Origin of the sequence: Moheibacter lacus (assembly GCF_014042165.1) — a bacterium.
In the GTDB taxonomy this organism is placed as follows: Bacteria; Bacteroidota; Bacteroidia; order Flavobacteriales; family Weeksellaceae; genus Moheibacter; species Moheibacter lacus.
The window spans coordinates 520,653-533,696 of the sequence record NZ_JACDZE010000001.1 but is presented as its reverse complement, the minus strand read 5'-3'; the positions used below and the strand labels follow the sequence as shown (position 1 = coordinate 533,696).

The window sequence follows — 13,044 nt, the reverse complement described above, 5'->3', positions numbered from 1 at the left end:
AAAGTTTTTTAATTTGAAAGAAGAAATCTAATTTCGCCCATTCAATTCAATACAATTCTATGCATTTTGTAAATCCAGAAGAAACATTTGATCTCGTGATCCACCGCGTTGGAAACCGAGCTGCGGAAGAAGGAATCCACCTGTCCAAAACTTTGACTTTCTATCCACCTGAACTCACAGATACGCTGTACAATTTCTTCATGAAACCTTTTAAAACCGAAGAATATTTCCACTTTAAAAAAGAAGAAAATCCGGTTTTTGAAGGGATTCAGAAAATATTTGAAGATCCAACCCAACTTTTTACCCAATCGGTCATTTTTGCAGAACACCTGTTTAAAGCCAGTCATCATCCAAAAGTGAAAGGAGGTGAACTATTTGTCGTTTTCTTTCCAGATGCTTTGTTGGAAGGTGAAAACGTTCGGGTAGTTGGGATTTTTAAATCTGAAACGAAACATAATTTTCTGAAAACCCAACCCGACGAAAATGCCTATAAAATTTGGTCAGAACAAGGAATTCTTCTTTCAAAATTAGACAAAGGTTGTTTGATTTTTAATGCTGAAAAGGAAGATGGCTATGTAGTGGCTTCTGTGGACAATTCAAAAGGTGAAGAATTTGGGATTTGGAATGATGAATTTCTTCAAGTAACCCAACTTAAAAACGAATATTTCGATACGGAAAACACTCTCAACCTTTGCAAAAGTTATGTGATGGACAAACTGCCGGAGGAATTTGAAGTGAGTAAAGTCGATCAGGTTGATTTGTTGAACAATACCATGAAATTCTTCAAAGAAGCCGATACATTTGAGATCAATGAATTTGCCGAAAATGTTTTGGTCCAAGACGAATTGAAACAAAGTTTTGATGATTATAAAAAACGATTTGAAGAAGTCTATGAAGTTGACGTAAATGATCACTTCGAAATTTCCAAAAATGCAGTGAAAAAACAAGCCAGATTCTTCAAAAGCATCATCAAACTCGATAAAAATTTCCATATTTATGTACACGGAGATCGCAAAAGAATAGAGCAGGGAACAGATGAGGAAGGGAAAAAATTCTATAAATTGTACTACGATTCTGAAAATTAAAAATTAATTTCTAAGTTTAACCCATTAACGATAAATATGGAATCTTACTACATAAAATCTGATATTTTACATGGTATCGCAACCATCGAATTTCACCATCCCAAAAGCAATTCGTTTCCAAGCACACAATTGCATGAATTGATCCGTATGATCGACGATTTGGGTCAAAACGATGAAGTGAAAATCATCATTTTAAAAAGTGAAGGAGATAAGGTTTTCAGTGCCGGCGCTTCATTTGACGAATTGTTGACCATAGATGAATTCTCCAAAGGAAAAAAATTCTTTCTCGGTTTTGCCAACGTGATTTTGGCGATGCGTCGTTGTCCGAAATTCATCGTGGGTTGCATCACCGGAAAAGTCGTGGGAGGTGGAGTTGGATTGGCTTCGGCTTGTGATTATGCATTGGCGGACGAAAATGCAGCTGCCCGATTGAGCGAATTGTCCATCGGAATCGGCCCGTTTGTCATCGAACCTGCGATTACCAGAAAAATTGGAATCACTGCATTCTCCGAGATGACCATGAATCCGACCGAATGGAAATCACCGCAATGGTTGAAAGAAAAAGGTATTTACAACCATGTTTATGCAGATGCTAAAACTTGTGAAGAAGAAACGTTGAGCTTTGCACGAAATTTATCGGTCTACAGCCTTGAAGCCATGCGCGATTTGAAATCTATATTTTGGCAAGGAACAGATCATCTACCGAAATTGATGGAACAACGCGCTGAGATGAGCGGCCGATTGGTGCTTTCGGACTTTACAAAAGAAACTTTATTAAAATTCAAATCGAAATGATCGATACCATCATTTTTGATTTCGGCGGCGTGTTGGTCGATTGGAATCCGCGTTATGTTTACCGTGACTATTTTCAGGACGATGAAAAAATGGAATGGTTTCTTGCAAATATTTGTACCGACGAATGGAACATAGAACAAGATCGAGGTCGAAGTTTGGCTGAGGCAACGGAGCTTTTGGTTGCACAACATCCGGACTGGGAAAAAGAAATCAGAATGTATTATGGCCAATGGGAAACGATGATGAAGGACGCCATCCATGAAACCGTAGATATTCTTTTCGAACTGAAAAAGAAGTACAAAATGTATGGATTGACCAATTGGTCGGCCGAAACTTTTCCGATTGCATTGGATCGTTTCGAATTTTTTCAAGTATTTGATGGGATTTTGGTTTCGGGAAAAGAGAGATTGATTAAACCCGACGAAAAGATATTTGAACGGATGATGGAGAAATTTAATTTGAAACCGGAAAATTGTCTATTCATCGATGATAATTTAAAGAATGTAGAAGCTTCACGGCAGTTTGGAATCGAAACGATTCATTTTATCAATCCGGAAGATTTGAAAGCGAAATTGGATGAATTTGGAATGCTTTAATGGTAAGAGCGTAAAATCCGTCAATTTGAGTAATCTTGGTGAAACCGATATTGTATCGAAAATAGGATTTTAAATAAAAGGTTCTCAATACAATTTTTCTTCATTTTATTTCAAAAAATTACTCGAACTGACGAAATGTTTCTAAATCTATACAATTCAATCAATTATGAATTTTTTTCAAATCAAAAGAACCACTTCAGAAAATCCGGATTTTGTCCGTTTGGTTGCCGAATTGGATGCGTATTTGGCTATCCGAAATGGTGAGAATAACGATTTTTTTGTGCAATTCAACCAAATTGAAAAGTTGCATCATGTGGTTTTGGTGTATGAAAATGATAGGGTTGTAGGTTGTGGCGCATGTAAAGAAGTCGAAACTGGAGTTGTTGAAATCAAACGAATGTTTGTCCCTTTGGCATTCAGAGGAAAAGGAATTGCATCTTTGGTTTTAAAGGAATTGGAAATCTGGGCAAAAGAATTGGGATATGTTAAATCCATTCTCGAAACCGGAAAAGATATGGTTGATGCAGTAGGTTTATACACAAAATCCCAATATCAAATCATCCCCAACTATGGTCCATACAAGGATGTGGAGAGCAGTGTATGTTTTGAAAAGGTTTTATGAAACTTCTTTATTGAAGAATTTTTCTTTGATAAATTCGTACACAATCGGCAAAATCGAAACGATGATGATTCCGATGACTACTTTGGAGAAATTCTCTTTTACGATCGGAATATTTCCCAAAAAGTATCCGATTAAAGTCACGCCCACGACCCAAAGAATCGCTCCAAGTACGTTATACGTAATGAAAGTTTTATAACTCATACGCCCGATTCCCGCTACAAAAGGCGCAAGCGTACGGACAATCGGCACGAAACGCGCGATGACGATGGTTTTGCTTCCGTATTTTTCGTAAAACGAATGGGTTTTATCAATGTGCTCTTGTTGGACGAATTGTTTTCCAAAAATCTTGACTTGGGTGACCTTCATCCCAAATCGTTTTCCGATGGAATAATTCAGCGAATCGCCTGAAACCGCCGCAATGAGCAGTAAAACGATGACGACCCAAACGTTGAGTTCATTTGGTTGTGCGGCTAACATTCCGGCCGCGAAAAGCAATGAATCACCCGGCAAAAAAGGCATCACAACCACACCTGTTTCGACAAAAATGATCAAAAACAAAATCGCATAAATCCAATAGCCATACGTATTGATAAAATATTCCAAATGCTGGTCTATGTGCAAAATAAAATCGATAACGGATTGGATCATTTCCATTGTAAAAAATTTTGCTGCGAAGTTAGTTTAAATTAAAACAATAGCCATAGCCGGACGGTTAATTGAAATCAAAGAAAAAAGACTTTGTGTCCTTTGTATCTTCTCTGCCTGTCGGCAGACAGGTTTGTGAAACTTTGTGGTTAAAATTTACCACTACGCAACACGAAAATGTAATCCTTGTTTCCTAGTAAATGAACAAATTCAGACCTTCCAGGTTTTCAAAACCTGGAAGGTCTTGGGTTAAACAAACAAATAATGAGCTGAGCGTATCGAGCTACGCAAATAGAGGACGGAAATGTCCAAAAACTCCTTGAATTCCGTGTCGTGGAATTTCGCAAAAGATTTTCCTTTATAATAGGTTTTGACATAATAATTCAAAAATTCCGGATACAAAACCGTCCCGATTCCGATCATGGAAAATAGATACAAACTCCGTTTTCCGTTTCCAAACAATAAATATTGCATCGCGATTTCGTCTTGGATTTCTGTTCCGGTTTCGGTCAGGATGTGGAAAACATCGTGGTTTTCCAGTTTGGGCATCACATCAAATCCTTTGGTTTGGTAGAACTCTCCCAATGCTCTTCCGAGAGATCCTTCGGGAAATGATAAAAGTTCGGATTTGGAAATGCCCCAAGCTTTTTTATTGCGTTTGAAAACTTTGGCGTAAACTACCTGTGACCAATCGTACAGCCACAACATAAATTTTAATCGAAGGTTCATAATTTTTTATTTAAAAGAACTTTGAAAAGCAAAGTGTAATTATAAAATTTTTTGTTCCAATGTGAATACCGTTATTTCCGGTCGTACATTAAATCGAATCTGATGCAGATGACCCAAAGCCCGGTTTATGTAAAGCGTGCGCCCATCTTCTAAATCAATTTCACCTGCCGAATATCTCCGATTTTTTACCGGAAGAAGAAACGGCGGAAGAAATGGAGCTTTGACTTGACCGCCATGTGTATGTCCCGACAAAATCCAACCTCGATAGTTATTCCAAATTGTCAAATCGCAAACATCCGGATTATGGCATAGAACGACGGTGGCAGCTCTGGAGTCGTAATTTCTCATGGCTTTTTCCGCATCAAATTTCATGGACCAATAATCGTCGATTCCTATGATATCCAAACCTGAAACTTCCGTTTTTTCGTTTCGGAGAATTTGAATTCCGATGGATTCCAATTGAGTTGCGATTTCGTCGGCCACCTCATTTTCCAACCAATTTTTACCATAATCGTGGTTGCCCAAAACACCGATTGTTCCCAATTTTCCTTTAACAAAATAGGGAAGCACTTCTTCCAATTGATCCAATTGTTCGGGTGATTCATAATTTACAAAATCACCGGTGTATACCACAAAGTCGGGAGCAAATGCCTTTGCTTTCTCAAAAGATTCTATGATGAAATTGTAATCAAATCGGTCACCGATATGTAAATCGCTAAACTGCATCATGGTTTTTCCGATGAGGTTTTCCGGCAAGTTGACAACGGGCATTTTCTTTTTTATAAATTCCACCCAAAACGGCTCTATCTGCCAACTGTAAATTCCACCGACTACACCCAAACCAATCGTTCCTAAAAAGGATTTCTTAATAAAATTTCTTCGATTCATATACTTTGAATTTCAAAGTTGATTTTTAAATTTTTTTAACTTCCGGCTATAGGTGAATTAAATATTCCAACCGCCATTTCTGCCCATATTACTAGAAAAGAAAAAATTGCCATTCCACAAAAAATCAGTCGTTGTCTCGGCGTTTTTACCATTCGTAAAATAATTTCACAAAGGATTCCCGTTCCGAAAAGTAGAATTCCCATGATCAGAAAATCAGACCCGTTCCAGTTTACTTCGGAAGTAAATTGCATCGCGATGAGAGGAAGGCTCAGGATTACAGCTGCCAAGGATAAAATGACAACTAAGCGTTTGTTTTTTTGAATTCTGTTCATATTTGAAAGTTTAATTTTCTCTAACATCTAAGATCAATTCCCTAATAATTTCTCTAATGCCGCCAAATGATCTTGAAAAGCAGCACGTCCTTTTTGCGTTACCCGATACGAAGTCTTGGGTTTTTTGCCGACAAATTCTTTTTTGACTTCGATGTATTCGGCTTTTTCGAGGGCAGACGAATGACTCGCCAGATTGCCGTCCGTTACGTCGAGCAATTCCTTCATTTCGGTGAAATCGATCCAGTCGTTGACCATCAATACCGACATCAACCCAAGCCGTACACGGTTTTCAAAATTTTTATTTAGTCCGTCGATGATACTCATCTGTTGTATCTTTTATGCATCAAAATGCCGTAAATGATATGCAATATTCCAAATCCCATCGCCCAAAAATACAAACCGTATCCGATGAAAAACAAGGAAATTAATCCTAAAGCAATTTCGCACAGCGCCAACGAATGAAATTCTTTTAAGGTGTATTTGCTTCCATTTAATAAAGCAAGTCCGTAGAAAATCAACATCGCAGGTGCAATCAGTCCTGCATTTCCGTAATACAGCAAAGCAAAGCAGAACAGTCCTCCTGTCACCAACGGAATGGCAACTTGAACAAATAATCGTTTCGTAGTGGAGTTCCAAAGTTTAACACCTTGTTTTTTGGCTTGAACGGAAGATTGGTAAAATGCGGTCGTTGCAGAAAGGAAAATCACAGCAAATGCGATCAAAAAAAGCAAAAGATTTTTATCTGAAGCCAATTCAAATAATCCATTCGAATAATTATAATGAATCGGGCGGCCGGAACCGTAGGTTTCAATTTCTGTTGTAGAAATTGTCGAAATGAAATTCATTTTAAAAATCACAAAATAAGCAGCAACAGCACCGATGAGCGAATATATTCCAGCCATAATTCCCGTCCAGCCACTTAAAGACATAAACCTGGTGCTGCGCTCCATCAATGAGCGAATTTCTTTGAGTTGATCTTGAGGATTTGAATTCATATAAAGAACTTTGAAGTACAAAGTAAATGTAAAATAAATTGATTTCCAAATTATTTTTTTGAGTTGGAATAGAAAATTTAAGAAATGATTTTCTTCTTTTTGCTAAATAAGGGAGGAAAGAAAAATTTATAAGGATTTTTCAAAAATTCTTTGAAAACCGCCCAAAACATGTAGAAAATATTGTGAATCGGAATGGAATTGGAACGCATTGCCAAAACCAATGACAGCAAGAAGCTTACAAAAAAATTGAAACTTCCGATTAAAAAAACGGAAGCAATTGCCGTAAAAATCGTAAGGTAAGTGATGCCACCATAGTCGATACCCGCCATTCCCATCGCCAAATTTCCTGCTGCAAAAGTGATGTGACGGATGTCAAAGTGGATGTCTAAAAAATCACCTACTAAAAATGCAGATCCCATCATGAAACCAAAAACGACGTTTCCAATCAGCCCCCCATAATTTTTTTCAAACCATGATGCGAACTTTTTTCTTTTACTTTCCTGAAGAAATTTCTTTAAAAATGGATGATGGTAAACCCGATTTGGTGTGTTGTTATAGCGTTGATTATTGATCACCAGTCCAGAAATTAATCCGGAAACAAATAGAAAAAATCCTGCGATAGAAGCAAACCAAAATATTTTGGGATCCATGTAAGCCATTTCGTCCCAGTATTTTAAGGATTCGCTGACGCTCATCACTTTCCATCCAAAAACATATCGGAACAACCAAAAAATCAAAGTACAAAGTACAAAGCTGGCGATGACATTTCCCTGAAATGCAATGAATTGACTTCGGCTGAGTCGGGCAAATAATCTTGAAAATTCGGAGTAATTGATGTCTTTGCTGTTGTCATCGTTTTTTAAAGTATGTGCAATCAAGGAAGCCGTCATGGCAGGCTGTTTGGTCGCAAGCGTCATATGAAAAAGATAGATTGCCGAAAATCCTATTGCATAATTCACACTAAATAGAAATGCCTTTGAAAATGGTGACATATTGTCGATATGGCCTGCCCAAAGTTTGACGTAACAACAAACCGCAACGATCAAACCGCCTCCACATGCCGTTAAAAATAATCGAATGTATTCTTTCGCAGTTGTGGTTATGTATTTCTCACCTGTTCTCCCGTTGTGATAAGTCGCTAAAAAGGTGACCAAGTAAACCGTAGCGGAAACCTGTTTGGAAAGCCAATTTCGAGGCGAATAGTATTCTGCCCACATTTTGGATGCATTGGAGAAAAAAGTAACGATTGAGGCATCTCCTTTTAAATCATTTAAATTTTTTACAATTTCCTGAAGTCGTTGCAATTCTTGAATGATCCGGTTGATTTTTACCGTGACTTTCAGGGAAATTCCTTTGTTGTCCTTTTGGGTCAAAATATCGTTGGAGTAAATGCTGCAACTTTTGATGGATTGGCGTATTTCCAACATGTCGAAAGGATTGTCCGGATTTTCGATGATGTTCCGGATGTCGATGGACAATTTATAAAACGGTGTTTTTCCATATTCTCCGGGAGGACGATACCGCATCATCTCATTGTCAGAAAATCCGCCGCTGATTCGGTCCATCAAGATATTGATGGATTCGATGATTTGATTTCTGAGATTTTTGCGAAGCGAATTGATTTCACCATTTTCTGATTTTCTAAAAAGAGCCGAATAAAATCTTTCCCAACGATCTTTTGGAATCAGTTTGAAATTTTTAAAGTTGGATTGTTGGTAAAATAAATCGTTGATGATCGAGGTCAGCGTTTGGTCATCTTCGATTTCCGGAAGGATGACTTCATAGATTTTGGTTCGAATGAGGGAAAAGAAAGAATTCTCTTGCATCAAACCTGAAGTTGTCAGGTATTTGATGAACCGAACGCCTTGAAAAACTTCGTGAATTTCGGTTAAAAATCGGTTGTGAAAATTGTCATCTACCTCTAACTTAAGTGTCAGTGTGTCAATGAATGCAATGATGTCAGGGTAGTTTTTTTTTGCCTTCCGAAATAGGCCGGAAAGAAACTTTTTATCAGATTTATTTTCTAAGATAAAGACTGTATCCAAATTCATAGAATGATAAAATTCAAAAGCAAAGGTAGTTAATTCAGGTCAATGTTTTGAATCTGTTTTCAAAATGCTTTTTCTACGTAGAATGGGATTTCTTAAAAAATATCGCTTATTTTACAACAAATTAGAGAAATGGAATTTGAAAATTTATTAGTTGAAATAGAAAATAAAATAGCGGTTGTAACTTTAAATCGACCTGCATCATTGAATGCGCTCAATAAAGGATTGCTGGAAGATATCAGTCAATTTTTGGATGGGGCGAGAGAAAATGATGCAATCAGAACCATCATTTTAACAGGGAGTGGAGAGAAATCATTTGTTGCCGGTGCGGATATCAAAGAATTCAGTGATTTCAATGGTCAGCAAGGAGAGCAATTGGCTGCAAAAGGTCAAAATGATGTTTTCAATAAAGTGGAAAATTTCCCTAAACCCATTCTTGCAGCGATAAACGGTTTTGCGCTAGGAGGAGGATTGGAACTGGCGATGTCGGCACATTTTCGTATTGCTTCTGAAAACGCAAAATTGGGACTTCCGGAGGTTACTTTGGGATTGATTCCGGGATATGGCGGAACGCAAAGATTGCCTAAATTGATTGGGAAAGGAAGAGCTGCCCAAATGATTTTTACGGCAGAAATGATCACTGCAAATCGCGCTTATGAAATGGGTTTGGTCAATGAAGTCGTTCCTCAATCCGAATTGATCGAAAGAGCCAAAACCATTGCTTCAAAAATTATTTCCAATTCATCGACCGCAATTGAAAAAGCGATTCAAGTCATCAATTTGAGTGATACGGACAAAGGTTTTGATGCTGAAATCAAGGCTTTTGGAGAATTATTTGACGAAAAAGATTTTAAAGAAGGTGTAGCGGCATTTCTGGAGAAAAGAAAACCAAATTTTTAGTGCCATTCTTGCAAGGTTAGCATTATTTCTAAATTGATATATTTGTTCTAACTGTGCATTTCTGATGTGCTCAATCGTGTTGCCTATGATCAACAGCCAATACCTTATCGTACTGATTTCGGTTTTAATCGTTTTTTCCTATTTATTTGATTTATTTGCTAGGAAGACCAAATTTCCATCAGTCATATTGTTGATGTTGACAGGTGTGATTTGTCGTGCAGCAGCAGATTATTGGGGTTACGAAATCAAATATTTGAACCAGATCATCCCTTTCATGGGGACTGTTGGTTTAGTATTGATTGTTCTGGAAGGAGCATTGGAGTTAGAAGTAAACCGAGAAAAATTAACCTTAATTTATAAAAGTTTTTTATCGGCTTTCATGCTTTTGTTGTTGACAACTGCGGGTTTAACAACCATTTTTATGAATTATATGGACATGGGATGGGAAGCTTCAGTTTTAAATGCGATTCCGCTTTCCGTGATCAGTAGCTCGGTTGCGATACCAAGCGCCACGGCATTGGGAAAAAACGATCAGGATTTTGTGACTTACGAATCTACATTTTCAGATATAATCGGGATCATGTTTTTCAATTATTGTTTGGAACAATTCACTAGCCATCAACCATTGGTCAGCATAAGTTCATTAGGATTTTTGGTTTTAAAAATTATAGGAATCATCATCTTTTCAGGATTATTGGTTTGGGTTTTATTCCAACTCATGGGAAGATTGAACCATAAAGTAAAGTTTTTCTTGATCATCTCTATTTTGATGATTTTTTATGCAGTTGGAAAATACTATCACTTGCCGCTGCTGGTGACGATATTTATTTTTGGTGTGTTTTTAGGGAATTCCAAAACATTATTTCCAAAATTTATTTTGCTCAACCGTCATTTTTTAAGAGCCGGAAATTCCCTAAACGAATTTCATTTGATCACCGCAGAATCGACTTTTCTAGTCCGTACATTTTTCTTTTTGCTCTTTGGTTTTTCCATCACATTTGGAAATTATTATGATGTGGAAGATTTTATGAATGGCGGAATCATTGTTGGAGCGATTCTTTTGATCCGTGCGGTTTATATGCTTTTAATTGAAAGAAATCATTCCAAAGCTTTGATTTTCTTCTCACCACGTGGATTGATTACCATTTTGCTTTTTTGGCAATTACAATCCGTTCCTGAATTTCAATTTCAAAGCAAAGCCATCAACGAAAAAGTTTTATTGGTCGTAATTTTGGGGTCGATGTTGGTGATGATGATCGGAACCATCGGGTTTTCAGTTAAAGAAGAAAAAAAAGCGGAAAAAATCAATACAGACGAAATCGAATAAAAATCAATAAAAATCAATAAATATGAATTTAAAAAATAAAGTAGCCTATATCACAGGCGGAACAAAAGGAATAGGACTTGGAACTGCAAAGGTTTTGCTAGATGCCGGAATGCGTGTTGCCATAAGTGGAAGAAAGTTAGAAGACGCACAGAAAGCAGCAGCGAGTTTGGATGATGAGTCTAAAATCATAGGCATTCAGTCAGACGTGACCAACTTTCAGGACGAAATCAATGCAATAGAGCAAATCAAAAATCATTTCGGTCAATTGGATGTGGTTTTGGCCAATGCAGGATTGGGGAATTTTGCTCCGGTGGACGAATTGTCTTTGGACGAATGGAATGCGATGATTGACACCAACTTAACAGGTGTTTTTCATACTTTAAAAGCGAGTGTGGAAGAATTGAAAAAGGCTGAAGGTTATTACATCACTTTGGCGAGTTTGGCAGGAACCAATTTTTTTGAAAACGGTGCAGGTTACAATGCAACGAAATTTGGCGTTGTTGGATTTACACAAGCTGCGATGTTGGATTTGAGAAAGTACAATATAAAAGTTTCGACCATCATGCCGGGTTCTGTCGCTACCAATTTTAATAACCATGTTCCAAGCGATTCTGACAAATGGAAAATCCAACCTGAAGACATCGGGGAATTGGTGTTGGATCTTTTGAAAATGAATCCGAGAACTTTACCGAGCAAAATCGAAGTTCGTCCCACAAGACCGGATTTGAAATAAAAAATATTCTGAGATCAGATGTTTATCATATAATCTCTTATGTCTAAATTTGTGAAAAAAATAAAGAAATGTTAGTTGTATCTGCTATTCAGGAAAACAAAGAAAAAGTCATCGAAGGACTGAAAAAGAGGAATTTCAAACAATTGGAATTGGTGGACGAAGTTTTAAATATGGACGAACTTCGCCGTAAAACCCAATTTGAACTGGATAACCTACTAGCAGAATCCAACAAATTGTCGAAGGAAATCGGACAATTGTTTCAACAAGGAAAAGCCGATGAAGCAAATGTTTTAAAAGAAAAAACGGCGGAACAAAAAACGCAAATCAAAGAAGCACAGGATTTACTCGTGAAATACGAAGAGAGTTTAAAATCCATGTTGTACCAAATCCCAAATGTTCCTTCTGAAAAAGTAGTGGCTGGTGTAACTGCAGAGGACAACGAAATCGTTTTTACAAATGGAGATGCAAGTCCCAAAACAGATGCGATTCCTCACTGGGAATTGGCTAAAAAATTCAATTTGATAGACTTTGAATTGGGCGTAAAAATTACCGGCGCGGGATTTCCGGTTTACATAGGAAAAGGAGCGAGGTTACAGCGCGCTTTGATCCAATATTTCCTCGATAAAAATACGGAAGCCGGATATACGGAAATCATTCCGCCGTTTATGGTGAACGAAGCTTCCGGTTATGGGACCGGACAATTGCCGGACAAAGAAGGACAAATGTATTTTGTAAACGAAGATAATTTGTACTTGATTCCAACTTCTGAAGTTCCGGTAACCAATATTTATCGCGATGAACTATTGAACGAAAGTCAATTGCCTATACAGCTCACGGCTTATTCGCCTTGTTTCCGTCGCGAAGCCGGAAGTTATGGAAAGGATGTTCGAGGATTGAACCGACTGCATCAATTTGAAAAAGTAGAAATCGTGCGCATTGAAAAGCCGGAAAATTCTTATGCGGCATTGGAAACGATGGTGGATCATGTAAAAGGGTTATTGGAAGATCTGGAATTACCATATCGAATTTTGCGTTTATGTGGTGGTGACACCGGATTTGCGTCGGCGATGACCTATGATTTTGAGGTTTTTTCTGCGGCACAAGAAAAATGGTTGGAGGTGAGTTCAGTTTCCAATTTTGAAACATTTCAAGCCAATCGATTAAAGTTGCGATTTAAAAATAATGAAGGTAAAAACGAGTTTTGCCATACGTTAAATGGAAGTGCATTGGCATTACCGCGTATCATGGCGTGCATATTGGAAAATCATCAACAGGCAGACGGGAGTATAAAAATTCCGGAAAAAATAAGGAATTATACAGGATTTGATTTAATCAATTGAGTATAGAAA

At 37.5% G+C, this 13,044-nt stretch carries 15 protein-coding genes; 8 read left to right on the top strand and 7 right to left on the bottom strand.

What is annotated here, in order from left to right; all coding sequences use genetic code 11:
* The first annotated feature begins 59 nt into the window (after positions 1 to 59).
* The 4 genes from HU137_RS02560 (at position 60) to HU137_RS02545 (ending at position 3,098) form a co-directional block, all read left to right on the top strand.
* On the top strand, positions 60 to 1,085 hold the full coding sequence (locus HU137_RS02560) for a nucleoid-associated protein (protein ID WP_182042239.1): 1,026 nt from the start codon (positions 60 to 62) through the stop codon (positions 1,083 to 1,085).
* Between the two features lie 36 nt (positions 1,086 to 1,121).
* Positions 1,122 to 1,880, top strand: a complete 759-nt coding sequence (locus HU137_RS02555) for an enoyl-CoA hydratase/isomerase family protein (protein ID WP_182042238.1) — start codon at positions 1,122 to 1,124, stop codon at positions 1,878 to 1,880.
* Positions 1,877 to 2,476 (top strand): HAD family hydrolase, encoded by a 600-nt coding sequence (locus tag HU137_RS02550; RefSeq protein WP_182042237.1) that lies wholly within the window; start codon positions 1,877 to 1,879, stop codon positions 2,474 to 2,476. The genes HU137_RS02555 and HU137_RS02550 overlap by 4 nt, the downstream gene beginning before the upstream one ends.
* 166 nt (positions 2,477 to 2,642) lie before the next feature.
* Complete coding sequence (locus HU137_RS02545; protein ID WP_182042236.1) at positions 2,643 to 3,098, top strand: GNAT family N-acetyltransferase; 456 nt, start codon at positions 2,643 to 2,645, stop codon at positions 3,096 to 3,098.
* Here the strand turns inward: HU137_RS02545 and HU137_RS02540 are convergent.
* The 7 genes from HU137_RS02540 to HU137_RS02510 all read right to left on the bottom strand — a co-directional run bounded on the left by HU137_RS02540 (position 3,093) and on the right by HU137_RS02510 (position 8,738).
* The gene (locus tag HU137_RS02540) at positions 3,093 to 3,752 is read right to left on the bottom strand and encodes a DedA family protein (protein WP_220457171.1); all 660 of its coding nucleotides are present in this window, start codon (positions 3,750 to 3,752) and stop codon (positions 3,093 to 3,095) included. The two genes, HU137_RS02545 and HU137_RS02540, sit on opposite strands and share 6 nt — an antisense overlap.
* Positions 3,753 to 3,992: 240 nt before the next feature.
* Positions 3,993 to 4,472, bottom strand: a complete 480-nt coding sequence (locus HU137_RS02535) for a hypothetical protein (protein ID WP_182042235.1) — start codon at positions 4,470 to 4,472, stop codon at positions 3,993 to 3,995.
* A gap of 39 nt (positions 4,473 to 4,511) precedes the next feature.
* Complete coding sequence (locus HU137_RS02530; protein ID WP_182042234.1) at positions 4,512 to 5,360, bottom strand: metallophosphoesterase; 849 nt, start codon at positions 5,358 to 5,360, stop codon at positions 4,512 to 4,514.
* 35 nt (positions 5,361 to 5,395) lie between these two features.
* A complete protein-coding gene (locus HU137_RS02525; protein WP_182042233.1) occupies positions 5,396 to 5,692 on the bottom strand; it encodes a hypothetical protein in 297 nt (98 codons plus the stop codon).
* Between the two features lie 33 nt (positions 5,693 to 5,725).
* Positions 5,726 to 6,016 (bottom strand): winged helix-turn-helix domain-containing protein, encoded by a 291-nt coding sequence (locus HU137_RS02520; protein WP_182042232.1) that lies wholly within the window; start codon positions 6,014 to 6,016, stop codon positions 5,726 to 5,728.
* Positions 6,013 to 6,687 (bottom strand): hypothetical protein, encoded by a 675-nt coding sequence (locus tag HU137_RS02515; RefSeq protein ID WP_182042231.1) that lies wholly within the window; start codon positions 6,685 to 6,687, stop codon positions 6,013 to 6,015. Before HU137_RS02515 ends, HU137_RS02520 begins: the two co-directional genes overlap by 4 nt.
* A 77-nt stretch (positions 6,688 to 6,764) precedes the next feature.
* Entirely contained in the window at positions 6,765 to 8,738 is a 1,974-nt protein-coding gene (locus tag HU137_RS02510) for a site-specific recombinase Gcr (RefSeq protein ID WP_182042230.1), read from the bottom strand.
* 129 nt (positions 8,739 to 8,867) lie between these two features.
* On the opposite strand from HU137_RS02510, the gene HU137_RS02505 reads away from it, so the two are divergent.
* The 4 genes from HU137_RS02505 to serS all read left to right on the top strand — a co-directional run bounded on the left by HU137_RS02505 (position 8,868) and on the right by serS (position 13,035).
* Positions 8,868 to 9,635 (top strand): enoyl-CoA hydratase-related protein, encoded by a 768-nt coding sequence (locus HU137_RS02505; RefSeq protein ID WP_182042229.1) that lies wholly within the window; start codon positions 8,868 to 8,870, stop codon positions 9,633 to 9,635.
* A 64-nt stretch (positions 9,636 to 9,699) separates the two neighbouring features.
* Complete coding sequence (locus tag HU137_RS02500) at positions 9,700 to 10,962, top strand: cation:proton antiporter domain-containing protein (RefSeq protein ID WP_182042228.1); 1,263 nt, start codon at positions 9,700 to 9,702, stop codon at positions 10,960 to 10,962.
* 22 nt (positions 10,963 to 10,984) lie between these two features.
* A complete protein-coding gene (locus tag HU137_RS02495; RefSeq protein WP_182042227.1) occupies positions 10,985 to 11,695 on the top strand; it encodes an SDR family oxidoreductase in 711 nt (236 codons plus the stop codon).
* Positions 11,696 to 11,763: 68 nt separating this feature from the next.
* Positions 11,764 to 13,035, top strand: a complete 1,272-nt coding sequence (gene serS, locus HU137_RS02490) for a serine--tRNA ligase (protein WP_182042226.1) — start codon at positions 11,764 to 11,766, stop codon at positions 13,033 to 13,035.
* Positions 13,036 to 13,044 lie beyond the last annotated feature (9 nt).